Below are 23255 nucleotides of genomic sequence, written 5' to 3'. Positions count from 1 at the left end.
GGTGTCGACGAAGCCGGCGAAGGTGCCCATCGCGTTGGAGCCGCCGCCGACGCACGCCACCACGAGATCGGGGTCGGCGCCGCCGAGCATCGCCCGGCACTGCTCGCGCGCTTCGTCACCCACGACGCGCTGGAACTCGCGCACCATCCACGGGTACGGGTGCGGGCCGACCACCGAGCCGATGCAGTAGTGCGTGCCCACGACCGTGGCGACCCAGTCGCGCAGCGCCTCGTTGATGGCGTCCTTGAGGGTGGCCGAGCCGGAGTCGACCGGGACCACCCTGGCCCCGAGGAGGTTCATCCGCGCGACGTTGAGCGCCTGGCGACGGGTGTCGACGGCGCCCATGTAGACGGTGCAGTCGAGGCCGAAGTAGGCCGCGGCGGTCGCGCTGGCGACGCCGTGCTGACCGGCGCCGGTCTCGGCGATCACCCGGGACTTGCCCATCCGCTTGGTGAGCAGGGCCTGCCCGAGCACGTTGCGGATCTTGTGGGCGCCGGTGTGGTTGAGGTCCTCGCGCTTGAGCAGGATCCGGGCCCCGCCGACGTGCTCGCTCAGCCTGGTCGCGTCGTAGAGCAGGCTCGGCACCCCGGCGTAGTCGCGCAGGATCGTGTCGAAGTCGGCCACGAACGCCGGGTCGACCATGGCCTCCTGCCACGCGGCCGTCAGCTCGTCGAGGGCCGCGACCAGCGCCTCGGGCATGAACCGGCCACCGAAGTCGCCGAACCAGCCGCGCTCGTCGGCGTCGTACTCGGTCCCCTGGACGCTCATGCGGTGATCCCAGTCATCGCCCGGACCGCGGCCTCGGGGTCGCCGTCCTTGACCAGCGCCTCTCCCACGAGGACGGCCCGGGCGCCCTCGGCGACGTAGCGCTTGACGTCCACCGGCCCGACGATGCCTGACTCGGCCACCTTGACACGATCGTCCGGGACGAGGGGCGCCAGCCGGCCGAAAGCGTCCTGGTCGACGGCGAGCGTCTTGAGGTTGCGGGCGTTGACGCCCACCAGCTCCGCGCCGAGGTCGACCGCCCGGGCGGTCTCGGCCTCGTCGTGGACCTCGACGAGCGTGGCCATGCCGAGCTCGCCCGCCAGGTCGTGCAGCCGGTGGAGGGTGTCGTCGTCGAGCGCGGCCACGATGAGGAGGACCAGGTCGGCCCCGGCGGCCCGGGCCTCGAGCACCTGGTAGGGCTCGACCATGAAGTCCTTGCGGAGCAGCGGCGTGTCGACGGCGGCCCGGACGGCGCGCAGGTCGTCGAGGCTGCCCCCGAACCGGCGCGACTCGGTGAGCACGCTGATCGCGGCGGCCCCGCCCACGGCGTAGTGACGGGCGAGCGCCGCCGGGTCGGCGATCTCCGCGAGGTCGCCCTTGCTCGGGCTGCGCCGCTTGACCTCGGCGATCACGCTCGAGCCCGCGCCACGCAGGTGCGGCATCGGGTCGCGCACCGGGTCTGCGTCGGCGAGCGCGGCGCGCAGGTCGGCCTCGGTGGTCGCGGCCCGGCGTCGTTCGAGGTCGGTCCGGACGCCCGCGACGATCTCGCTCAGCACATCGCTGGGCACGGGCATGCGGTCACCTCCTCCGACGGGCGTCGATCGGAACAAGTCTGTCATTGGGGTTTGCACAGGTGACTCGACGGTAGGGTCCCCGAGACGAACCCGGACCGACTCCAAGGAGCCAGCCGCATGAGCTACGACAGCCCGCCGCCCCCGCCGCCCCCGCCGCCGCCGTACGCCGCGGCTCCGGCCAACCACCCGCGGGCGACGCTGATCCTGGTGCTCGGCATCCTCAGCATCCCGTGCTGCGGCCTGTTCACGGGGATCCCGGCGATCATCCTCGGCAACACCGCCAGGAAGGAGATCGCCGCCTCCGGCGGGACGATCGGCGGCCAGGGCCTGGTCAACGCTGGCTACATCTGCGGGATCATCGGCACCGTGCTGTCGGTGGTCGGCATCATCATCAACATCGCCATCCGCGCCGGGAGCTGACGCTCAGGGCGCGAGCCAGGCGCCGAACGGCAGGTTGCGCACCACCGTGAACACGGCGAACAGCCCCACCAGGGCGACGGCGACCTGGGTCCACCGCCTGCCCACCGGAAGACGACTGTGCCCGGTCCAGCGGTCGAGTCCCCAGACCGCCAGCAGGACGACGGCCACCGGGATGCCCAGGGTCACGAGCAGGTTGCTGGACAGCGCGGCCCCCACCTCGCCGTTGGTGAGGTCGTTGACCGCACGCAGGCCCCCGCAACCCGGGCAGTAGAGCCCGGTGGAGGCGTGGAGCGGGCAGAACCCCCAGCTGCCGTCCTGGTGCGGGTCGCGCAGGTGCAGGGCCAGGGTGGCCAGTGCCAGGCCGCCGATGGTGGCCACGGGCGCCACCATCCGGCGCCCGCGGGTGGCGGGCGGTGCCGGAGGGGCAGCCAGCGCGGTCAGTGGTCGCCCAGCCCCATCCGGTCCATCACCACGAACACGATCGCGGCGGCCACGACGATCGCCACGCCCACCCAGAAGACGGGGTAGCTGACCGGGTCGAGCATCAGGCCGACGCCACCCACGGTGAAGCCGATCAGGCCGACGACCACGGCGGTCCAGGCGGCGGGCGTGTTCCCGTGGTGTGCTGCCATGCGCCGCAGTCTAGGGGGGTGGCTAGGCCGTCGGATCGCGACCCTCGTCCATCGCCTTCCAGAGGTCGAGGTTGTCCCGCTCCCCCGGCGGCTGGCCGGTCGACGGGGAGGCTGAGTCGACGGGCGCGTCGTACTTGCGGCCCATCTCGGGCCAGGTCGGCACCAGCCGCACCGCCGCCACGGTGGTGACCAGGGTCAGGAGGGTCGCCACGACGGCCACCCAGTACCAGCCGCTCAGGCTGACGTCGGGCCGGTCGACGCCCAGCTCCCGGTAGGCGTCACGCACGCGGTCCGGCGCGGTCGAGTGGCCGACCACGACCGCGAGAGCCAGCCCGAGCGAGGCGAGCACGCCGACCACGGCGACCACCCGGCGGACGACACCGCGGGTCACGAGCAGCACGCCCCAACAAGCCAGCACCACGAGCGACAACGCGCCGGCCGCGGGCACCTTGCCGGCCTCGACGGTCGCGGAGAGCTCGCCGAGGCCACCGGGCGCGCTGCCGTGCGCCCAGGGTTGCCGGCCGGCCACCGCGGCCAGCACCGCCGAGGCGAGCCCGGCGCCGACGACCGCGCCGAAGCCGCGACGGCCAGTCATCCGGTCAGCCATCGGCGCCTTCCGCCAGCAGCACATCGGCGTCGAAGCAGGTTCGGTCACCGGTGTGACAGGCCGGACCCTCCTGCTCGACGGTGACCAGCAGCGCGTCGCCGTCGCAGTCCAGCCGGACCCCGCGCACCCACTGCCGGTTGCCGGAGGTCTCGCCCTTGACCCAGTACTCCTGGCGGCTCCGGCTCCAATACGTCGCGCGCCCAGAGGTCAGCGTCCGCGCCAGCGCCTCGTCGTCCATCCAGCCGAGCATCAGCACCTCCCCGGTGCCGTGCTGCTGCACGACGGCCGGCACCAGCCCGTCCGCCGAGCGCTTCAGCCGGGCCGCGATCGCAGGGTCGAGGGTGCTCACCCGGCCCATTCTCCCCGGTGGGTGTGCAGGCGCGCGGGTCAGGGATCGGGGCGCAGGCGCATCAGCGTCGACTCGTCGTCCGCGGCCAGCCACAGATCGCCGCCGGCCACGCCGAGGGAGCCGCCGACCGTGAGGTCGGAGACGTACCTCACGACCCCGCCGGTCGACTGGGCGATCTGGACCAGGAAGTCGTCGGCGTTGCGGACCCAGACGTAGCGGTCGTCCGACACGAGGTCGCCGACCGGCTCCGCCCCGACGTCGAACGTCGCAAGCACCGCACCGGAGTCCTTGTCGACCTGGTAGGTCTGGGAGGAGCCGGCCACCCAGACCTGGTCCGCGACCGTGACGTACTCCGGGTTGGGCATCTCCGCTGTGATCAGGACCTCGCCGGTGTCCGGGTCGATCTTCAACACCTGGCCGTCGATCTTGCAGGCCACCCACAGTGCGTCCGGACCGGCCGCCAGGTCCCAACCGCGCGCCGGCAGCGCGAACCGGCTGACGACCCTGCCGGTGGCGGGGTCGAGCCCGGTCAGCGTGCTGCCGTCGCCCTCCAGCACCCAGAACCGCCCGAACGCCGCCGGGATGTGGCCCTGCGCGTACTCCTTGTGCAGCTTGACCCGGTCCACGACCTTCAGCGTCGCCTCGTCGATGCGGAGCAGGTCGGTGCCCCGGCAGAGGTAGACGACGCCGTAGCCGGCGCCGATGCCCTGGCAGAGCGGGAGCTCGTACTTCCCGGTGTCCACCTCGCTGACGATGGACCCGGACGCCGGGTCGATCAACAGGGTCGATCCCAGGTCGCGCATGACCCACAGCCCGCGGTCGTCGACGGCCATCCAGTCGGGTCCCTGCGCGACGTCGTACCTCTGGACCAGGATGTCGTCGACCGGGCGGGTGCCGGTCGACGCGGTCGAGCGCTCGGGGCTCGGCGTGCCGACGGTCGTGGTCGAGTCCGAGTCGCCACCGCACCCCGCGACCAGGACGCACACCGCGACCACCACGAGGCTTACCTGCGCGGTGCGGCGCTTCATGCCGACATGCTCCCGGCCCGGGCCGGTCGCGGCATCCGCCACGATGATGAAGTCCGGTCAGCGGCCCTGCTGGGCCACCCAGGAGGCGTAGAGGCCGGCGTAGACGCTGTCGGGCTGGCAGACCAGCTCGTGGTGCGGACCGCGCTGCACGATCCGGCCGCGGTCGACGACCACGACCTCGTCGGCCGACTCGGCGGTGGAGAGCCGGTGGGCGATGGTGACCGACGTGCGTCCCGACATCAGCCGCTCCAGGGCCCGGCCGATCCGCATCTCGAGCTGGGGGTCGACGGCACTGGTGGCCTCGTCGAGGACCAGCAGGTCGGGGTCGGCGAGGTGCGCCCGGAGCAGGGCCACCAGCTGCCGCTCCCCCGCCGACAGCGACTCGCCCCGCTGGCCGACCCTGGTCTCGAGGCCGGCCGGCAGGGCCGTCAGCCAGTCGGCCAGCCCGAGCTCGGCGGCACTGGCGTGGATCTCGTCGTCGGTCGCGTCGAGCTTGCCGTAGCGGACGTTGGCGGCGATCGTGTCGTCGAACAGGAAGCCCTCCTGCGGGACCAGCACGACGCTGCGGCGCAGCGACGACTCCGCGATCGTGCGCAGGTCGACGCCGTCGAGGAGGACGGCGCCCTCGACGGGGTCCATCAGGCGGGTGAGGAGCTTGGCCACCGTGGACTTGCCCGAGCCGGTCTCGCCGACGACGGCGACCCGACGGCCGGAGTCGATGTGCAGGTCGATGTCGTGCAGCACCAGCGGGCCGCCGGGGTAGGCGAACGAGACGTGGTCGAACCGCACGTCGATCGGTCCGCGCGGCAGGATCTCTCCGTCGGTGCCGGGGTCGACCAGGTCGGCCGGCGTCTCGAGGATCCCGATGACTCGGCGCCACCCGGCGATGGCGTTCTGGGCGTCGGTGAGGATCTGGGTGCCCATCTGCACGGGGCCGACGAACAGCGTGACCAGGAAGGCGAAGGCCAGCACCGTGCCGACGGTCATATCGCCGGTGCTGAGCCCGAACCCGGGCAGGAGCCAGACGCCGACGATGATCACGCCGGCGTTGGCCAGGCCGGCCGAGATGCCGCCGAGCGAGAACGACACGACGGTGTACTTCTGGGCGGTCGTCGACGCCTCCTTGAACTGCTCGATCGCGTCGTCGATGCGGGCCTGGGTGCGGCCCTCGACGGCGTAGGAGCGCACGACCGCGGCCCCGACCACCGGCTCGGACACGGCCGCCAGCATGGCGCCCATCTGGCGCCGCACCACGCCGTAGGCGGCCGAGAGCTTGCGCTGGAACCATCGGATCGAGAGGAACAGCGGGGCGAAGGCCACCCACACCACGAGGGCCAGCTGCCAGCTGTAGAAGACCATCACGATGGTCGCGATCACGACCTGGCCGATGCTCACGATGAACAGCAGCCCGCCGAAGACCAGGAACTGGCTGACCTGGTCGACGTCGCTGGTCACCCGGGAGACCAGCGCGCCGCGGCGCTCGGTGTTCTGGGTGAGCACGGGCAGCTCGTGGACGTGGCGGAACGCCTTGATGCGGAGGGTGGCCAGCCCGCGCTCGGAGGTCGTGAACAGCCGCTTGGTCATGAGGTAGGAGGAGAAGCTGGTGACCGCGATCGCCATCGCGGCCAGCACTCCCATCAGCACCGTGAAGGAGAGGTTGGGTCCGCCCTCGGCGCCGAGGCCGTGGTCGAGGGTCTGCTGGACCGTGATCGGCACGATCACCTGGCCGACGGACGCCACCGCGGCCAGCGCCAGCGTGCCACCCACGCCCTCCTTGAGCTCCGGGCTGATCGCCACGCCGCGACGGATGGTCTCGAGCGCGGCCATCTCCTCGCCGGAGTCGAGGACGGTGCCGTCCACGAGCCCGGTCACCGTGAGCCCTCGGCTGTCAGCTCGTCGACGTCACCGTCGATGTCAGCGGGGTCGCACTCCGGGTGGTCGCCGTGCTCGTAGGCGTTGACCAGCCGGGCGTACGACGGCGAGCGGGCCAGCAGCTCGGCGTGCGTGCCCCGGTCGGCGATCCGGCCGTCGTCGAGGTGCACCACCTCGTCGGCCAGCGCGATCGTCGCCTTGCGGTAGGCGACCACCACGAGCGAGGCGCCGCCCTCACCGCCGTCCCGGCCGTCACGCAGGGCGGCCAGGATCCGCGCCTCGACCTCGGGGTCGACGGCGGAGGTCGCGTCGTCGAGCACCAGCAGCCGGGGCCGGCGCACCAGGGCGCGGGCCAGCGAGATCCGCTGTCGTTGCCCACCGGACAGCGACGTGCCGCGCTCGCCCAGCCGGGTGTCGAGCCCGTGGGGCAGGGCGGCCACGAAGCCGTCCGCCTGGGCCGCGCGGAGCGCGGCCCACACCTGCTCGTCGGAGAAGTCGCCGGCCCCCTCCTGTGCATCCAGCGTGACGTTGCCGCGGACGGAGTCGTCGAACAGGAACGCGGTCTGGGCGACGACCGCCGAGATGCGGGCCAGCTCGCCGGGGGCGAGGTCTCGCAGGTCGACGCCGTCGATCGTGATCCGGCCCCGGTCGGGGTCGACCAGCCTGGTGACAAGCGAGGTGAGCGTGCTCTTGCCGGAGGCGGTGGCACCCACGACCGCGACCGTGCGCCCCGGCTCGACGGTGAACTCGACGTCGTCGAGAAGCCGCTGCCCGGGCACGTAGGAGTAGGCCAGGTGCTCGACCGTCAGCCGGGCGCCGTGCGCGCCGTCCGGGGCGGGCGCGTCGCCGTACGGCATCTCGCCGGTGGCGGCGAGCACCCGGCTCACCCGGCGGAAGCCGACCACGCTGCGCGGGAACTCCCCCAGCAGCCAGCCGATCGAGCGGATCGGGAAGGAGACGATCGTGAGCAGGTAGGCGACCGTGACGACGTCGCCGGCCACCGTGGACCCGTTGACCACCCGGCTCACGCCGACGGCCAGGACGACCAGCACGCCGAGGTTGGGCAGCGCGGCCAGAGTGGGGTCGAACGCCGCGCGGATGCGACCGGCGCGGGTGTTGACGTCGCGCAGCTCGCGCACCTTGGCGGCGAACCGGGCGGTCTCCTCGCCCTCGCGGCCGAGCGTCTTGACCACCATGGCGCCGTCGAAGCTCTCGTGGGCGATCTCGCTGACCTCGGCACGCAGCTCCTGGGCGCGGGTCATGAGCGGCGAGGCGTAGCGCTGGTAGGCGAGGTTGGCGGCGATCACCGCGGGGAAGACGAGCAGTCCCACGAGCGCCAGCACGACGTCGGCGAGGAACATCTGGACGACCGCGATCACCATCATCGCGACGGTGCCGACGGCCATCGGCAGCGGCGCGATCGGCCCCCACGCCGCCTCGACGTCGGAGTTGGCGTTGGAGAGCAGCTCGCCGGTGGGGTGCTTCTGGTGCCATTCCATCGGCAGGGAGAGGTATTGCCGGGTGACCGCGCGCCGGCTGTGCGCCTGCATGCGGTATTGCATGATGCCGGCGCCGAGCCGCCGGGCCACGATGCCGACCGCGCGCAGCAGCGCGACGCCCAGGAACAGCGCCAGCACCGCGACGAGGAGCGTGCTGTCGATGTGGCCGGTCCGAGACGCCGGCAGCAGGACGTGCTCGGTCGACCAGCCGAGCACCCAGGCGTCGGCCACGGTCAGCAGGCCGAACAGGAGGCTGCCGATGGTGGAGAGCGTGAACACCCACGGCTCGCGCTTGATCGCGACCCAGATGACCTTGAAGCCCTCGAGGGTGGTGGCGGCCCGGTTGGCGGGCGAGAGGGCACTCGTCTCGCTCACCCTGACCACGCTCTCCCTGTATGTCTGCCGACCCCCGGGTAACCGGGGCGTCCGGGCAGGCTATTCCCGGGCGGGGACATCGACCCAACCCATTGGCCGCCCGTTACCGTTCAGCAACGTGACCCTGCCCCTGGTACGCCGCGAGCGCGACGCACTCTGCGACACCGCCCTGTCGGTCGGGCCCGAGGCGCCCACGCTCTGTGGAGGATGGGACGCGCGCGACCTGGTCGCGCACCTACTGGTCCGCGAGCGGGGCTGGTGGGGACCGGCCGCCGGCATCGCCATCGCGCCTCTCGAGGGGGTGACCGAGCGGGCCATGGAGCACAGCGCGCGCCGGCCGTTCCCCGAGATGGTCGGGCGGCTGCGTGAGCGGCCGCTGACGCCGTACCGGCTGCCCGGCGTCGAGCGGCTCGCCAACACCCTGGAGTACTTCGTCCACCACGAGGACTTGCGCCGCGCCCAGCCGGGCTGGGAGCCGCGCGACCTGCCGGCGGGAGACGAGGACGAGCTCTGGAAGCTGCTGCCGGGCTCGGCCAGGCTGTCTGCCCGCAAGGCCGGCGTGCCGATCGTCGTACGCCGCGGCGACCGGCCCGGCCAGGAGGCCACCGTCCGCCGTGGTTCGGCTCCCGTGGTCGTGACCGGGAAGCCCTCGGAGCTGGTGCTGTTCTTCTTCGGCCGCGACCAGCTCCGCGACGTGACCTTCGACGGCCCGCCCGACGCGGTGGCCCGGCTGCGCGGGACCCACCGCGGCTTCTAACCTCTACGGGTGCACCTGTCCGTCTCGCTGCCGGCGTTCGTCGTCGCCGTCCTGCTGATCTCGGCCTCGCCGGGACCGGCGATGGCGCTGATCCTGCGCCGCACCGCGCTGCACGGCATGCGCACCGCCGTCCCGCTCGTCCTCGGCCTCGAGCTGGGGCTCTACCTCTGGGCGCTGGCCGCCGCGGCCGGCTTCGCCGCGCTGGTGGCCGCCTCCGAGGCGGCGTACTGGGCGCTGAAGGTCGTCGGCGCGTGCGTGCTGGTCTACCTCGGCGTCCGGGCCTGGCTGGCCGCCTGGCGGGAGCGCAGGGGCGCCGCGCACGCCGAGATGCCGGTGGTGGACAGCGGCCCGGGTGCGCTCAAGGCGTTCGGCGAGGGGCTGGTCGTCCAGCTCGCCAACCCCAAGGCGGCGGTGTTCATGATCGCCTTCTACCCGCAGTTCGTGCCGTCGACCGCGCCGCTGTTCGCGACCACCGCGTGGCTCGCCGTCGTCCAGGTCTGCATCGAGCTCTGCTTCTACCTGACGCTCGCGGCCCTCGTGGCCCGCGCCGGCGCGTGGTTCCGCCGCTCGACGGTCCGCCGCCGGCTCGAGGCGGTCAGTGGCACCGTCCTGGTCGGTCTCGGCCTCAGGGTCGCGGCTTCCTCGCGCTGATCGTGTAGCTGTGCGGCAGCCGCCAAGGGCGGTCCGCGAGCCGGTGCTCGCCGCCCGGCAGCTCTTCGGACCACCCGGGGAACGCATCCCACGGCACGCTGTCGTGCTCGACCAGCGTCTCCAGCACGAGCCCTTGGTCGAGCAGGGCGGTGACGATCTCGCCGAGGCCGTGGTTCCACTCGTGGGTCACCGTGTGCTCGAAGACGTGGTCGGTCTCGACATAGGTCGTGTCGTCGTCCCACACCATCGGCTCCTCCCGTTCGAAGTAGGGGAAGAACAGCTCGAGCCGTCCCTCGGGCAGCGGGTCGGCCAGCGCCCACATCATCGGGTGGCCCTCGCGGATGAACAGCCGGCCGCCCGGCTTGAGCAGCCGCTGCACCACCTCCGCCCACCGGCTCACGCTGGGCAGCCAGCACAGCGCCCCGATGCCGGTGAAGACCAGGTCGAACTCCTCGTTCGGCAAGACGTCAGCCGCGTCGTAGACGTCGGCCTCGACGAAGTCGACGCCGGCCCCGAGCTCGTCGCTGAGCAGCGTCGCCTGCTCGACCGCGGCCGGGCTGAAGTCGAGCCCGGTCATCCGCGCGCCCAGCCGAGCCAGGGAGATGGTGTCGGTGCCGATGTGGCACTGCAGGTGCACCCCGCGCAGGCCGCTGACGTCGCCGAGCAGTGGGAGGTCGAACCGGACGACGCCGGAGATGTGCTCGGGATCCTCGCGGAACCTGTCGAGGGCGTAGTCCGGCGACGCGGCATGAGCGGGCGCGCGCTCGTCCCAGTTGGCCCGGTTGAGGGAGCGGTAGTCGTCCACGCTGCGACACGTTAGAGGCTGGGTCCCGTGACCACGATCGAGATCCACTTCCTCGGCGGGACCATCGGATACGCCGGCGCGCGTGACGGCGAGGCGGTGAGGCTGGGCGGTGACGCACTGCTGGCCGGCGTGCCGGGCCTGGACCGGCTCGCTGTGACTCTGGACGTGCGTGCCGCGGCCGCGCCGGTGCCGAGCGCCTCGCTCACCTTCGACCAGCTCACCCGGCTGGCGCAGGAGGCGAGGTGGTCCTGCGAGGCGGGCACGGCGGACGCCGTCGTGGTCGTGCAGGGCACCGACACGCTTGAGGAGTCGGCGTACCTGCTCGACCTGCTGTGGGACCGCCCCGAGCCCGTCGTGCTCACCGGCGCGATGCGCAACCCGACGCTGGCCGGCGCCGACGGGCCGGCGAACCTGCTCGCCGCGGTGTCGGTCGCGGCAGACCCTGCGTTCCGCGACCTGGGGGCGCTGGTCGTGCTGGCGGACGAGGTGCACTCCGCGCGGTGGGTGCGGAAGGTGCACACGACGCGGCCACACGGGTTCGGCTCACCCGACACCGGCCCGCTGGGAGTGGTGATCGAGGGTCGCCCGGAGCTGCTGCACCGGCCCGCGTCGCACCGGCTCACGCTCCGGCCGACGGGTCCGCTGACCGCGCGGGTACCGGTGCTGACCGTGGGCCTCGACGAGGACTCCGCCGTGGTCGGTGCCCTCGCGGCGGTCGCCGACGGGCTCGTCGTCGCGGCGCTCGGTGGTGGACACGTCCCCAGGCCCCTCGCCGAACCGCTCGGCGCGCTGGCCGGCGAGCTGCCCGTCGTGCTCGCGAGCCGGGTCGGCGCGGGCAGCATCCTGAGCTCGACGTACCGCTCCCCGGGCTCGGAGACCGACCTGCTCGGCAAGGGGCTGCTCTGGTCGGGGTTCCTCGGCCCGGCCAAGGCGCGCGTGCTGCTCATCGGCGCCCTGGCCTGCAGCACCGATCGGGTTCGGCTCGCCGAGACCTTCGCTCAGGCGAGCTCGATGCGGATGCCGGCGTAGATGTCGACGCCGGGTGGGGCCTCGAGGATCATCCGGGCGTGCTTGTGCGGGATGCGTCGGGTGCTGAGACAGCCCCGAATCGTGCTCATCGCCACAGGGAGCGTGCAACTCACCGCCGTCGGCTGGGTGCAAGATCGCGCCGATCCCATCACCGCTCGCTGGTGCCCGGACCTGAGAGACGCGCGTCAGACGAGATGACCCTGCGCCAGGACGTGGTCGGGCCGCGAGGCGCGGGTGCGGCGTTGGGCCAGCACGAGCGTGGCCGCAGCCTGAGCGACGATCGCGAGGGACACGACGGCGCCTGCCACGGCAACGGCGATGACGACGATCATGCAGGGAACGAGTCCGCTGAGATCGGGAGCCATGTTGTTCATGGGTGCTACTCCTCTCTGTTGCTTGTCACGTGTCTGAGCTGTGCGCGCGAACGCGGAGCTTCCGGAGGGCTCGGGGCGGTGTCGGTCGAGCAGGGCGCGACCCGCCGCCCTCGAAGCGCCGGGTCACCCGTGCGAGAAGGTGATCCTCGGGAGGATCCGCGTCAGCCAGGTGGGCGCGTACCAGGCCGCACGGCCGGACAGCCGCAGCAGCACGGGTAGGAGGGTCAACCGGACGAGGAACGCGTCCAGGAGCACGGCCAGGCCGAGGATCGTGCCCATCTCCTTGGGGGGCAGCTGTCCGGAGAGTGCGAAGGTGAAGAACACCGCGACCATGACCCCGCCAGCCGCGAAGATCACCCGGCCCGACCGGGACAGCGCGCCGACCATGGCTTGGCGCGGGTCGCTGGTCAGCTCCCACTGTTCCTTGGCGGCGGCGAGCAGGAAGACCGTGTAGTCCATGGCGATGGCGAAGATCATCGCGAAGAAGAACACCGGGGCCCACGCGTCGACGAAGCCTTGGCTGGAGAAGCCGAGCAGTCCGGAGCTGTGCCCGTCCTGGAAGACCAGCTTGGCGAGCCCGAAGGCCGCGGCCGTGGACAGCAGGCTCACGACGGTCCCGAGGAGGGCGACCAGCGGCGCCTGCAGTGCGACCAGGAGCAGGAGGAAGCCGAGCACCAGGATCACCCCGACGACCCACGGGGTCGAGCGATCCAGCTGTGCCTTCAGGTCGGTGTTCTCTGCCGATGCGCCTCCGAGGAGCGCGGAGTCCGGGAGCACCGAGCGAAGGCGGGCGATGGTCTCGGCGAGCGCCGGATCGGAGGGCCCGAGGATGGGGATGACCTGGAGGAGTTGACGAGGACTTCCGTCCGCGGCCGGCTCGGGCGGGAGCACGCCGGCGACGTCGCGGTCGTCGCTCAGCGCCTCGAGGGCCCCCGCAGTGTCATCGCGGTCGACCACGACCTGGAGCACGCCAGGCGCGCCGACGCCGAACGCGTCCGTGGCCTCGACGTACCCCGCTCGCGCGGAGGAGTCTTCCGGAAGCACGTCGACCGACGGCATCGCCGTACGGAGCCCGAGCACCGGAGCAGCGAACGCGAGCAGCACCACCACGGACGCGAGCCCCCAGACCACCGGTCGACGCCAGAGCCGTTCTCCCCAGGCCGCGAAATGTCGCGACTGCGCCGTTCCTGGCCGGACCCAGGGAAGGGCGAACCGGTTGAGCTTCGCGTCCAGGGTGAACAGCGCCAACGGAAGGAGGGTCAGCGTGGCGGCGAGGACGAATGCGACCGACAGCATGATCCCCCCGGCAGCCGAGCGGAAGGACGGCGAGGGCACCAGGAGGACCGCCGACAGCGAAACCAGCATCGTGACCCCGGACAGCAGCACCGCCTTCCCGGCGGTGTTCATCGTCTCGGCGATGGCAGCGCGGGCACTCGCCTGCTGTCGTGCCGCTCGGTACCGGACGACCAGGAAGAGCGCGTAGTCGACGCCGAGGGCCAGGGAGAACATCATCGCGAAGTTCATGGCCCAGACCGAGATGGGTGAGAACTGCGTGAGGAGGACGAGCGAGCCGGCCGACGCGGTCAGTCCCGCCAGGGTGAGTACGAGCGGGAGGCCGGCCGAGACCAACGCCCCGAACGCGATCACCAGGATCAGCATGGTCACCGGCCAGGACCTGAGCTCCGAGCCGAGCATGGCGTGCAGGTTCGCCTCGTTGAAGTCCGACCAAAGGACGGGCGCTCCGGTGGGGTTCACCTGGACGGTCCCGGTCGACAGGTCATGAAGAGGCTGCTTCAGGTCATCAGCAACCCTGACCATCTCGTTGCTGTCGGCCCGCGAGCCTGCGAGCAGGATCGCGGTGCGCCCGTCCGCGGAGACGCTGACCCCGGGCACCGGTTGCACGACCTCGGTCAGGCGAGACTCCCGGTCGAGCAGCTGGCCGACCCGGGCGATGACCTGTGGCCCTTCGCCCTCGGTCAGCGGGGCTCCGGTGCTGTGGACGACGACCTGGATCGCATAGCTGCCCCGGCCGTCGAAGTGCTGCTGCACCAGCTTCCTGACCGCGATGGACTCGGAGTGGTCGGCCTGCCAACCCGCACCGGACAGACTGCGCTCGACGCCTGGGGCGAAGGCGCCGAGCCCGATGACGACCAGCAGCCACAGTGCAGTCACCACACGGCGATGGTCGATGACCCACGTTCCAAGTCGTCCGAGCAGCCCGTGGCGTGACGTCGACGGCGGGGCCTCGTCCGGTGCAGTGAGGATGGTCATGATGTTGCTCCGTTGTTCGGGGGGTCGGGTGACCTGGTGGATGCGGATCCTGGGAGTCGCCGAGCGGCGACGCTTGGTGTCGAGAGGCCACGACGCTAGGAGCGGCAACTTCCGCCGACCTTCCCTACGCCTTCCCGAGGGCCTTCCCCGCAAATGGGGCTCTTGTGACGGATCCGTGGATGCCCGCGCGCCTACCGGATCGCGTCTCGCCGACCCCGCTGATGGGGATTGTGGAGGGAAATCGGCACCTGGTGCCCGAGAACCTCGGCAAAGCCGGAACACGCCCCGGGCGGCCGCGCATGCGGGGCGGAGCTTGCTCCGCCCTTGCGCGCCCCCAAGCGCGCCGCTCGGGACCCGCGGTCAAGGACGCCGCAGGCGCCGCGCAGCGGTGCCGAAGGCATCCTTGAGGGCGGGTTGCGGCGTGCTACGCGCGCGGCCGCCCACCCACGCGCCTACCGGATCGCGTCTCGCCGTCAACGATCGCTGGGTTTGCGGAGGGAATTCGGCACCTGGTGCCGGAGAACCTCGGCAAAGCCGGGTCCGGCGGATATGCACCGCATCTCGGCGTCCTGGGTGGCCAAGGGCAGGCCGTACTCCTCTCGCCGATCGGCGACGGGTTCCAGGCCGCCTAAGCCTTCGTCCACCGCCCGGTCATGGCCGCCGTGCGGGCGGAGCCCGACCGTGGCCGCCGGGCGAGCTGCCTGGTCGTGTTCATCGAGTGGCCGAACGCGGGCTCTGCCGCTCTGACCTGCATCAGAGGACGAAGTAGCGGAGCCATACGTAGACCCAGGCCACGGCGAGGGACGAGGCGGTGACCAGCATTCCGTAGCGGGTGAACGTCCAGAAGCTGATCGGGTGGCCGGCGCGGGCGGCCAGACCCAGGACCACGACGTTCGCGCCGGCAGCGACCGCAGTGGTGTTGCCGCCGAGGTCGGCTCCGAGCACGAAGGACCACCACAGAGGGCTGCCCGACCCGTCGTTGGGTGAGGCGGCGACGAGGTCGTCGACGATCGGGACGGTGGCGGCGGTGTAAGGGATGTTGTCGACGAAGCCGCCGACCACCGCGGAGCCGAACAGCAGGACCGTGGAGGCGAGCAGCTCGTGCTCACCCATGGCGTCAGCAGCCATCGCTCCGAGGTCTCCGATCACACCAACCTCGACCAGGGCGCCGACCAGCACGAAAAGGGCCATGAAGAACGCGAGGGTCGTCCACTCGATCTCCGCCAGGAACTCCTCGGGCGTGGCGCCCGAGACGACGACCATCGCGCCTGCCCCGAGCATCGCAACGATGGACGGGTCGAAGTGCAGCGTGTGGTGCAGGCTGAAGGCAACCATCACCACAGCGAGCACGACCAGGCACCTCACCAACCGCGGTGCGTCCGTGATGGCCACGGCGGGCCGGATGTCGGCGACGTCGTTGTACGTCGGCTCGTCGAGCTCGCGGCGGAACAGGAACCGGCAGAGCAGCATCAGCCCGGCGATGAGCACCACGGTGATCGGCAGCGAGTGCACCAGGAAGTCGTTGAAGGTCAGGTCGCCCCGGCTCGCAATGATGATGTTCGGAGGGTCGCCGATCAGCGTCGCCATGCCGCCGATGTTGGCCGCGAACACCACCGTCATCAGGTACGGCGCCGGAGCGAGCCCGAGGCGGGCGCAGACCTGGAGGATCACCGGGGTCACCAGCAACACCGTCGTGACGTTGTCGAGGATCGGCGAAGGCACGGCAGTGACGAGCACCGTGAGGGCGAGCAGCCGACGCGGATCGCCCCGTGAGGTCCTCGCGGCCCAGAGCGCGAGGGCCTCGAACAGCCCTGTGTGCTTGAGGATCCCGACGATCACCATCATCCCGAACAGCAGGAAGATCACGTTCCAGTCGACGCCGGTCTCCCGATCGAAGAACGCACTGTCGGCGTCCACGAGCCCGATCACGGTCATCGCGGCCACACCCCCGAGGGCAGCCGCGACCCGGTGCACCTTCTCGGTGGCGATGAAGGCGTAGGTCACCGCGAAGATCGCCACCGCGGCCACCACCAGGCGGTGGTCGGTGGCCGCGGCCTCGAAGGCTCGCACGACCGTCAGGTCACGCAGGTCCACTGTCGAGCAGGTCGTCCAGCTGGAGATCGACCTCCACCAGCCAGAGGTCGAGCAGCGTCACCCGGTGCTCGTCGACGGCCGCTGACACCGCGTGACGCACCGACCGCTGCCCAGCCACGGCCGACGTGGCCAGCTCGCTCGCCGACCAGGTGGCCACCACCCGCGCGATGGTCGCCTGCGCCGCCCCCTCAGCCGGGACCCACGGATCGGCGTACGCCGTGCCGGGTTCGGGGGCGGGCAGGGAGACCGTTGCCTCGGCCAGGACCAGGACTCGGACACCGTCGAGGGTCGTCGCACGCACCAGCAACGGCACCTCGTGCGGCTCTGAGAGCTCGACCTGGCACCGGTCCACGAGTGGAGCCCACACGGCGAGCCCCGCCTCGTGGACCCGGTGCACCACGCCGCGACGGGTCACCACCAGGCGCCGTCCCGCCGGCACGCGGCGCATGCTCGTGGCGAGCCAGCAGGCGACAGGCACGGCCATCGCGAGGCCGATGGTCGTCGCCATCCTCATCGCACCCTCCCTGCCGCTTGCACTTGGCTCGGCTCCAGTCTTCGCGAGGAGGGCGGCTGGCTGAATGGGTGCTTCCACCCATCTGTTCCGGATGCGGCGCAGGATCCTTGGTTCCCCTTGGCCTCTCGGAGAGGCTGAGAGCGTGAGGTTGTACTGGAAGGTCGTGGCGATCAACGGCGCCGTGCTGTGCCTGGCGCTGCTGGCCCTCGTGCTCGGCCCGGTCAGCGTGAGCCGCCGGACCGTGGCCTCCGAGGTCCTCGTCCTGGCCCTTGGTCTGGCGGCGATCCTGCTCACCAACGCGCTGCTGCTGCGCTCGAGCCTGGCGCCCGTCGATCGGGTCCTCCGAGCCATGGCCGACGTGGATCCCACGGACCGCCGGGCCAGGATCCCGGTCCCCAGATCGGGACCGGGCCGCCGCCTGGTCGAAGGCTTCAACACGATGCTCCATCGGCTGGAGGAGGAGCAGAGCGCCAGCAACGCGAAGGCGCTCGCGGCCCAGGAGGCCGAGCGGCACCGCATCGCCCAGGAGCTCCACGACGAGGTGGGTCAGCACCTGACCGTGGTCCTGCTGGGGCTCAAGCAGCTCGAGGGTGTCATCCCCGACGAACAGCGCCACGAGGTCGCGTTGCTCCGCGAGAGCGCCCGCAACGGGCTCGACGACGTACGACGGGTGGCCCGACGGCTGCGCCCCGGCGTCCTGGAGGACCTCGGGCTGACCAGTGCCCTGGCCGCGTTGACCAACGACTTCGCACGACACCACCCGGCCGCGGTGCAACGTGTGATCGCGCCGGGGCTGCCAGGCCTCCTTCAGGACACGGAGCTGGTCATCTACCGCGTGGCCCAGGAGGCACTGACCAACACCGTGCGCCACTCGGGCGCGGAGCGGGTCACGCTGTCCCTGGTCCGTGTCGGCAGCCACGTGGTGCTCGAGGTCACCGATGACGGCGTCGGCTTCGACACCACCCGCTTCGGCGCCGGCGTCCGCGGGATGCACGAGCGCAGCCGGCTCGTCGGCGGCGATCTGCAGATCGCGAGCACCCCGCTGAAGGGGACGACGGTGCGGCTGGCGGTCCCCTGCCTCGGAGACCAGCGGTGACGCGGGCCAGGCTGCTGCTGGCCGACGACCACGCCCTGGTGCGCCGCGGCGTACGCCTGATCCTGGAGCAGGAACCGGACCTCACCGTCGTCGCCGAGGCCGGCGACGGCGCCGAGGCGGTCGAGGCCGCCCGCACCTCGCAGGTCGACCTGGTGGTCCTCGACATCGCGATGCCTCGCATGACCGGGCTCCAGGCCGCTCGGGAGATCGGCCGCCGACGGGGCCGCGGCGAGCCGCCGAAGATCCTCATGCTCTCGATGCACGACAACGAGCAGTACTTCTTCGAGTCGCTGAAGGTCGGCGCCTGCGGCTACGTCCTCAAGTCGGTCGCCGACGAGGATCTCGTGTCCGCATGCCGCGCTGCACTCCGCGGAGAGGCGTTCGTCTACCCCGGAGCCATGAGCGCGCTTATCCGCGACTACCTCGATCGGCTGCGCCGCGGCGACCGCGTGCCGGCCCAGGTCCTGACCGAGCGCGAGGACGAGGTGCTCAAGCTGATCGCCGAGGGACTCTCCTCCAAAGAGATCGCCCGGGCACTCACGATCTCGATCAAGACGGTCGAGAGGCACCGCGCCAACATCCTTGCCAAGCTCGACATGCGCGACCGAACCCAACTGACTCGCTACGCCATCCGCGCCGGGCTCATCGAACCCTGACTTCAATGACCTCGCGGGGCTCGTCGCCCACGTGTTCTCGGCGCGCGACACTGGATCATGCATTCGCCGCCACCGCGCGTCGTGACGCTGGTCCTGTGCACTCCCGCGGGCGAGGTGCTGGGCCAGTTACCGCCGTTCCAGGCGTCGCTGCCGTGGTGGCAGGAGGCACAGGATCTCGTCGCTCAGGCCCGTGACGACCATGGTGTGGACGTCACGATCCTGCGAATCCTGGACGCGAGCCTGCCGGCGCCGCCGGGTGGCGCGGTGACCTATCTGGCCCAGGTCGACGGAGCCAGAGCCGGCGGCCTGCCGCTCTCAGGCTGGCCGGGGGTGCTGGAACCGCACCCACTCCGCCTGCCCTACGCCGAGCCTGGTGGACCGAGCAGGGAGCTGGCGTGGGCCGAGGCGGCGCTGGAGGACCAGGGGATCGTGCGCACGGGCCGTCCCCAGCAGGTGCGGACCTGGAACCTCTCCAGCCTGTGGCGGATCCCGGTCGAGGGAGGATCGGTCTGGTTGAAGTGCGTGCCACCGTTCTTCGCCCACGAGGGGGCCGTCATCAGCCGGCTCCACGGCGGGCCTGTTCCGCAGCTGTTGGCACACCAGGCGGGCAGGGTGCTGATGCCTGAGATCCCCGGCGAGGACCTGTACGGCGCCCAGCCGCCCACGCTGCTCACGCTGGTGTCGATGCTGGTGAGCCTCCAGGCGGAATGGCGCGGTCGCGAGGATGAGCTGCTCGCGCTGGGGTTGCCGGACTGGCGCGGCGATGCGCTGACGGTGGCCATCGAGTCGGTCATGCGGAGGACGTGGCCGGAACTGGTCACGGAGGATCGGGGCGCGCTCACCGATCTGCTCGAAGAGCTGCCCCGACGGTTCGCCTCCTTGGCGGAGTGCGGGCTCCCCGACTCCCTGGTGCACGGCGACTTCGCCCCCGGCAACGCGCGCGGGAACGAGGACTCGATCGTCCTGCTGGACTGGGGTGACTGCGGTGTCGGACACCCCCTTCTGGACATGTCCGCGTTCGTTGACCGGATCCCGGCCGAGTCGGTTGCGCCGGTCAGGAGCCATTGGGCGCTGAGCTGGCGCCAGGCGATCCCCGGGTCCGAGCCGACCCGAGCCGCCGAGATCCTCGAACCGATCGCCGCGGCGAGGCAGGCGGTGGTCTACCAGGGGTTCCTCGACCGTATCGAGCCCTCCGAGCACCCCTACCACCGCGCCGACCCCGCAGAGTGGCTGCACCGGGCCGCCGAGCTGGCCAGGAGATCCGGAAGCAAGCTGTGATGCTCACTCGAGCTGATCACCGGGGCCCAGCAGGCACTGCCTGCCGGGCCCCGGGCGTGCTCAGCGCGTCAGCGGACGAAGCGGATCTTCACCGTCGCCTTCGCCGCCGCGAAGCCGGCGTCGGGGAGGTACTTCACCTTCACCTTCTGCATGCCGGGCCTCGACTGCTTGGGCAGCTTCACCTTCACCTTGCCGTTGACCACCGTGCCGGTCACCGCGCGCTTGCCGAGCTTCACCACGACCTTCCCGGTCGGGGTGGCGCCCGCAGCGGTGAGCGTCACCTTGATCTTGGCCCGGTGGCCGACCTTGACCTTCTTCGGCGCCTTGACGGCCAGGTCGACGCGCGCCGACTGTGACGTGCCCGCCGCAGCCGACGTGCTGCTGACCGAGTCGTAGCCGGCCTTGGTGCCGGTGGCCACGACGGTGATCGCCTTGCCGGCGTCGGCCGGCCTGACGACGTACGTCGAGCCGGTGGCGCCTGCGACCGGTTGACCGCCGACCTGCCACTGGTACCCGACCGTGACGCCGGACTGGTAGAAGGTCGGCGCCACCGCGGTCAGCGTCTGGCCGACCGTCGGCGTGCCCGTGATCGCGACCTGGGAGGTCAGCAGCAGGAACGCCTTGCCGGCCTTGACCACCATGTGGCCGGTGTTCTCGTCGGAGGAGAGCACCTGGATCATCGAGCCGACCCCGGCGACCTTGACCGAGTACCACGACGACCGGGCAGTGGTGCTGTCCCAGTAGCCGTTGACGTTGGTGTCGTCGAAGACAGCCACGCTCGGGCGGGCGGGGACGTCGAAGGTCCGCCCACCACCGGCCTCGCTGGTCAGGTGCAGCGCGTCCAGCGTGTCCACGTCGAACGTGGCGTCGCGCGCGTTGAGGTCACCGCTCGCGGCGTTGCCGTTGCTCCACCGGACGTAGGCCGGCGTGGCGTCCACGGGCAGCGCGTAGCCCTCACCGGGGTGGGTGCTCACGTCGTTGTCCTCGTAGAACCCGTCGACGTACCAGACCAGTAGACCGTCCTGGTAGGGGAAGTGGTCCACCTTGTTGGGCGCCGTGTTCGGGTAGTCGAAGCTGTACGGACCCTGGACCAGGGTCTTCTCGTAGCCCAGGGGCTGCTTGTTCTCGGCGATGTAGAACCGGTCGTAGACCGCCTCGTAGCTCGGGCCGTCCATCACCCGGAAGCCCCGCAGCACCCAGCCGGCCCCGCCGTCCTCGACGTCGGTGACCGTGCTGCCACCGAGCGCGATGCTGTCCACCGAGAAGCCGAGCTCGTGGTACGCCGCGTCGTTGACCATCTCGAACTGGATCTTGATGTCCTGGCCGGCGTAGGCGCTCAGGTCGGCCTCGAGGTCGGTCCAGGTCATGTCACAGACGCCGTCGTCGTCACGAGTGCCCGAGCAGCCGGTGATGCCGTGCCCGAGGTTGTTGGTGTTCGGGTCGGTGTCGGTCGAGAGGTTGGTGTCGACGTAGTCCCAGCTCACCCCGTCGTCGTTGGAGACCTTGAGGTAGGCGTAGTCCCAGTCGTCCTCGGTGGAGTAGCTGACCCGGGCGGTGAGGGTCGGGTCGCCCGCGTCCACCGTGTAGGACTCGGGGCTGGTCGCCGTCGCGGTCCGGTCGTTGCTGGTGCCGGAGTAGAAGTAGTGCGTCCCCTGGTCGGGTGCGACGACGTCGACGGTCCGGTGTCCCTGCGGGAGCTGGACCTCCACGGCCTGCTTGCCCACGTCGGTGGAGTGGTAGGCCGGGCCGAGGTCCACCGTCCTGGCCGAGGCGGTGCCGTCGACCTTGGCGATGTCGTCGTTGCCGTACCAGCCGAGGAACAGCTTGTCGGGGGCGCCCATGTGGTTGGGCGTGGTGCCGATGCTGTCCTGCCCATGGCCCATCCAGGAGCCGCGGCTCATCAGCGTCCAGAAGCCGGTGCTGTTGTCCCCGCCCTGCGTGTCGTAGTAGTCCGGCAGGCCGAGGTCGTGGGCGAACTCGTGGGCGAAGACCCCGACGCCGCCGTTCTCCGGCTCCACGGTGTAGTCCCGGATCCAGTAGCCGGTGTTGCCGATCTCGATGCCGCCGTTCTTGTTGAAGTCGGGGCCGACCTTGCCGTTGGTGTTGGTCGCGGAGCGGTGCGCCCAGATCGACCAGATCGGGGCACCCGCCGACTCGTCCTCACCTGCGTGCACCGCCTGGAAGTGGTCGATGTAGCCGTCCGGCTCGTTGTAGTTGCCGTCGTTGTCGTAGTCGAACCTGTCCCAGACGTCGAAGCTCGCGAGGTAGTCCTCGATGTCTTGGTCGGACTTGCCCGCGTCGTGCTGGGCGGTGTCCCACGCGTCGGCGGCGTCCTGGAGGAACGCCTTCATCGAGACGCCGTCCTCGTCGCCGGTGCCGTCCGCGGACTGGTAGTAGGACGCGGCGTTCGGCACCTTGACCCAGTCGGAGACGTCGCCCTCGAGGTCGAAGCGACCGCTCGACATCTCCTTGTAGTCGGCCTTGAACGACTCGTTGCCCTGGTCGGGCAGGCCGTTGAAGAACATGTCCATGAAGTGCTCGCGGCTGAAGTCGGGCTGCCAGTACGTCGAGTTGTCGTTGGCGTCCGGCTCCGGGATCGCGTTGTGCAGCGGCCCAGCGGTGTTGCCGGTGTAGGCGTGGCCGTAGTCGGCGTCGCCGAACTCCACCAGGAACGTCAGCAGCTGGGCTGTCTGCTCCGTGGGGTACTCCACGTGGTCGCCGCTGGCCAGCTCGATCGTGCGGTCCTGGCCCTTGCCGACCGTCTTCGCCTTGCCGTTGACGAGCTGCTGGACGGCCTCGCGACGCAGCGCCGTCTGGTGCCGCGACTGCTCGTCGGGGCGGTTGTCCGGCTTGTCGAAGCGCGGTCCGCCGGCCGCCGGTGACGCGTCGGGGTCCGCGGCCGCGGCTCCTGGGACGCTCGTGGCGGTGAGCGCGAGGGTCGCGGTCACGGTGGCGGCGCAGGCGAGGCCGGCGACCGCCGTGAGATGGCGTGTCAAAGTTCCTCCGAGAAGTGACGAGGGATGGACGAGCCCGGACCGACGGCATGTTTCGCCGTCGAAATACCGGGCCCGCCGCAGCCTCTGTTGCCACGCGGATGGTTGTCAAGGGCAACGGGGGGTGGAAATGCAGAAATTGCGCAGGTTCACCCCTCGGGGTCAGCGCACCGAGTGGCCCTCGGCCGCGAGGGACTCCTTCACCTCGCGGATCCGCAGCGTCCCGAAGTGGAACACCGTGGCGGCCAGCACGGCGTCCGCACCGGCAACGACGGCCGGCGCGAAGTGCTCGACCCGGCCCGCGCCACCGGAGGCGATGACCGGGATGGTGACCTCGCGGCGTACGGCGTGGATCAGCTCGAGGTCGAAGCCGTCCTGGGTGCCGTCGGCGTCCAT

Annotated in this window: 23 protein-coding genes; 7 read left to right on the top strand and 16 right to left on the bottom strand. The window is 71.2% G+C overall.

Annotated elements, in window-relative coordinates; translation table 11 throughout:
- A partial coding sequence (locus VFV89_RS21365) for a pyridoxal-phosphate dependent enzyme (protein WP_329708003.1) occupies positions 1–768 on the bottom strand: 768 nt, incomplete at its 3' end.
- Complete coding sequence (trpC, locus tag VFV89_RS21360) at positions 765–1559, bottom strand: indole-3-glycerol phosphate synthase TrpC (RefSeq protein WP_329708002.1); 795 nt, start codon at positions 1557–1559, stop codon at positions 765–767. The genes trpC and VFV89_RS21365, both read right to left, overlap by 4 nt.
- A 117-nt stretch (positions 1560–1676) precedes the next feature.
- On the opposite strand from trpC, the gene VFV89_RS21355 reads away from it, so the two are divergent.
- A complete protein-coding gene (locus VFV89_RS21355; protein WP_329708001.1) occupies positions 1677–1979 on the top strand; it encodes a DUF4190 domain-containing protein in 303 nt (100 codons plus the stop codon).
- A 3-nt stretch (positions 1980–1982) separates the two neighbouring features.
- On the opposite strand, the gene VFV89_RS21350 is transcribed toward VFV89_RS21355, so the two are convergent.
- Genes VFV89_RS21350 through VFV89_RS21320 form a run of 7 tightly spaced genes read right to left on the bottom strand, consistent with a single transcriptional unit; the run spans position 1983 to position 8341 of the window.
- A complete protein-coding gene (locus VFV89_RS21350; protein WP_329708000.1) occupies positions 1983–2357 on the bottom strand; it encodes a DUF2752 domain-containing protein in 375 nt (124 codons plus the stop codon).
- Between the two features lie 59 nt (positions 2358–2416).
- Entirely contained in the window at positions 2417–2611 is a 195-nt protein-coding gene (locus VFV89_RS21345; protein WP_329707999.1) for an HGxxPAAW family protein, read from the bottom strand.
- Between the two features lie 22 nt (positions 2612–2633).
- Positions 2634–3206 carry a Trp biosynthesis-associated membrane protein gene (locus tag VFV89_RS21340; RefSeq protein WP_329707998.1) on the bottom strand — a complete coding sequence of 191 codons (573 nt, stop codon included), beginning with the start codon at positions 3204–3206 and terminating at the stop codon, positions 2634–2636.
- A 4-nt stretch (positions 3207–3210) separates the two neighbouring features.
- Complete coding sequence (gene hisI / locus VFV89_RS21335; RefSeq protein ID WP_329707997.1) at positions 3211–3567, bottom strand: phosphoribosyl-AMP cyclohydrolase; 357 nt, start codon at positions 3565–3567, stop codon at positions 3211–3213.
- 38 nt (positions 3568–3605) lie between these two features.
- Positions 3606–4595, bottom strand: coding sequence for a PQQ-binding-like beta-propeller repeat protein (locus VFV89_RS21330; protein ID WP_329707996.1), 990 nt, complete (start codon positions 4593–4595; stop codon positions 3606–3608).
- 57 nt (positions 4596–4652) lie between these two features.
- Positions 4653–6467 carry an ABC transporter ATP-binding protein gene (locus VFV89_RS21325; protein WP_329707995.1) on the bottom strand — a complete coding sequence of 605 codons (1815 nt, stop codon included), beginning with the start codon at positions 6465–6467 and terminating at the stop codon, positions 4653–4655.
- Positions 6464–8341, bottom strand: coding sequence for an ABC transporter ATP-binding protein (locus VFV89_RS21320; RefSeq protein ID WP_329707994.1), 1878 nt, complete (start codon positions 8339–8341; stop codon positions 6464–6466). The genes VFV89_RS21325 and VFV89_RS21320 overlap by 4 nt, the downstream gene beginning before the upstream one ends.
- A 118-nt stretch (positions 8342–8459) precedes the next feature.
- Here VFV89_RS21320 and VFV89_RS21315 point away from each other — a divergent pair, with 118 nt between their 5' ends.
- Both VFV89_RS21315 and VFV89_RS21310 read left to right on the top strand, forming a co-directional pair.
- A complete protein-coding gene (locus VFV89_RS21315) occupies positions 8460–9098 on the top strand; it encodes a TIGR03085 family metal-binding protein (protein WP_329707993.1) in 639 nt (212 codons plus the stop codon).
- Positions 9099–9107: 9 nt separating this feature from the next.
- Entirely contained in the window at positions 9108–9749 is a 642-nt protein-coding gene (locus VFV89_RS21310) for a LysE family translocator (protein ID WP_329707992.1), read from the top strand.
- On the opposite strand, the gene VFV89_RS21305 is transcribed toward VFV89_RS21310, so the two are convergent.
- On the bottom strand, positions 9724–10554 hold the full coding sequence (locus VFV89_RS21305) for a class I SAM-dependent methyltransferase (protein WP_329707991.1): 831 nt from the start codon (positions 10552–10554) through the stop codon (positions 9724–9726). The genes VFV89_RS21310 and VFV89_RS21305 overlap by 26 nt on opposite strands.
- A gap of 27 nt (positions 10555–10581) precedes the next feature.
- On the opposite strand from VFV89_RS21305, the gene VFV89_RS21300 reads away from it, so the two are divergent.
- A complete protein-coding gene (locus VFV89_RS21300) occupies positions 10582–11583 on the top strand; it encodes an asparaginase (protein WP_329707990.1) in 1002 nt (333 codons plus the stop codon).
- 185 nt (positions 11584–11768) lie between these two features.
- Here the strand turns inward: VFV89_RS21300 and VFV89_RS21295 are convergent, their stop codons facing one another.
- The 4 genes from VFV89_RS21295 to VFV89_RS21280 form a co-directional block, all read right to left on the bottom strand.
- Complete coding sequence (locus tag VFV89_RS21295; RefSeq protein ID WP_329707989.1) at positions 11769–11957, bottom strand: hypothetical protein; 189 nt, start codon at positions 11955–11957, stop codon at positions 11769–11771.
- 123 nt (positions 11958–12080) lie between these two features.
- The gene (locus VFV89_RS21290) at positions 12081–14228 is read right to left on the bottom strand and encodes an MMPL family transporter (protein ID WP_329707988.1); all 2148 of its coding nucleotides are present in this window, start codon (positions 14226–14228) and stop codon (positions 12081–12083) included.
- A gap of 753 nt (positions 14229–14981) precedes the next feature.
- A complete protein-coding gene (locus tag VFV89_RS21285; protein ID WP_329707987.1) occupies positions 14982–16322 on the bottom strand; it encodes an ArsB/NhaD family transporter in 1341 nt (446 codons plus the stop codon).
- Complete coding sequence (locus VFV89_RS21280; protein ID WP_329707986.1) at positions 16309–16830, bottom strand: SPFH domain-containing protein; 522 nt, start codon at positions 16828–16830, stop codon at positions 16309–16311. The genes VFV89_RS21285 and VFV89_RS21280 overlap by 14 nt, the downstream gene beginning before the upstream one ends.
- A gap of 148 nt (positions 16831–16978) precedes the next feature.
- Here VFV89_RS21280 and VFV89_RS21275 point away from each other — a divergent pair, with 148 nt between their 5' ends.
- The 3 genes from VFV89_RS21275 to VFV89_RS21265 are packed head-to-tail and all read left to right on the top strand — an operon-like array spanning position 16979 to position 19866.
- Positions 16979–17932 (top strand): HAMP domain-containing sensor histidine kinase, encoded by a 954-nt coding sequence (locus VFV89_RS21275; RefSeq protein ID WP_329707985.1) that lies wholly within the window; start codon positions 16979–16981, stop codon positions 17930–17932.
- Positions 17929–18588, top strand: a complete 660-nt coding sequence (locus tag VFV89_RS21270) for a response regulator transcription factor (protein WP_329707984.1) — start codon at positions 17929–17931, stop codon at positions 18586–18588. Before VFV89_RS21275 ends, VFV89_RS21270 begins: the two co-directional genes overlap by 4 nt.
- A gap of 57 nt (positions 18589–18645) precedes the next feature.
- A complete protein-coding gene (locus VFV89_RS21265) occupies positions 18646–19866 on the top strand; it encodes a phosphotransferase (protein ID WP_329707983.1) in 1221 nt (406 codons plus the stop codon).
- Positions 19867–19934: 68 nt separating this feature from the next.
- Here the strand turns inward: VFV89_RS21265 and VFV89_RS21260 are convergent, their stop codons facing one another.
- Entirely contained in the window at positions 19935–22862 is a 2928-nt protein-coding gene (locus VFV89_RS21260; RefSeq protein ID WP_329707982.1) for an immune inhibitor A domain-containing protein, read from the bottom strand.
- 159 nt (positions 22863–23021) lie between these two features.
- The coding region (locus VFV89_RS21255; protein ID WP_329707981.1) for a HisA/HisF-related TIM barrel protein at positions 23022–23255 on the bottom strand (234 nt) is incomplete at its 5' end.

The organism is Nocardioides sp., assembly GCF_036274455.1.
In the GTDB taxonomy this organism is placed as follows: Bacteria; Actinomycetota; Actinomycetes; order Propionibacteriales; family Nocardioidaceae; genus Nocardioides.
This window is presented reverse-complemented; position numbering and strand designations above follow the sequence as displayed.

Bases quoted from the DNA above. Each gene is read 5' to 3' on its own strand.
- trpC (WP_329708002.1), bottom strand. From the start codon at position 1,559: ATGCCCGTGCCCAGCGATGTGCTGAGCGAGATCGTCGCGGGCGTCCGG.
- VFV89_RS21355 (WP_329708001.1), top strand. From the start codon at position 1,677: ATGAGCTACGACAGCCCGCCGCCCCCGCCGCCCCCGCCGCCGCCGTAC.
- VFV89_RS21345 (WP_329707999.1), bottom strand. From the start codon at position 2,611: ATGGCAGCACACCACGGGAACACGCCCGCCGCCTGGACCGCCGTGGTC.
- VFV89_RS21340 (WP_329707998.1), bottom strand. From the start codon at position 3,206: ATGACTGGCCGTCGCGGCTTCGGCGCGGTCGTCGGCGCCGGGCTCGCC.
- VFV89_RS21330 (WP_329707996.1), bottom strand. From the start codon at position 4,595: ATGAAGCGCCGCACCGCGCAGGTAAGCCTCGTGGTGGTCGCGGTGTGC.
- VFV89_RS21295 (WP_329707989.1), bottom strand. From the start codon at position 11,957: ATGAACAACATGGCTCCCGATCTCAGCGGACTCGTTCCCTGCATGATC.
- VFV89_RS21290 (WP_329707988.1), bottom strand. From the start codon at position 14,228: ATGACCATCCTCACTGCACCGGACGAGGCCCCGCCGTCGACGTCACGC.
- VFV89_RS21280 (WP_329707986.1), bottom strand. From the start codon at position 16,830: ATGGCGACGACCATCGGCCTCGCGATGGCCGTGCCTGTCGCCTGCTGG.
- VFV89_RS21265 (WP_329707983.1), top strand. From the start codon at position 18,646: ATGCATTCGCCGCCACCGCGCGTCGTGACGCTGGTCCTGTGCACTCCC.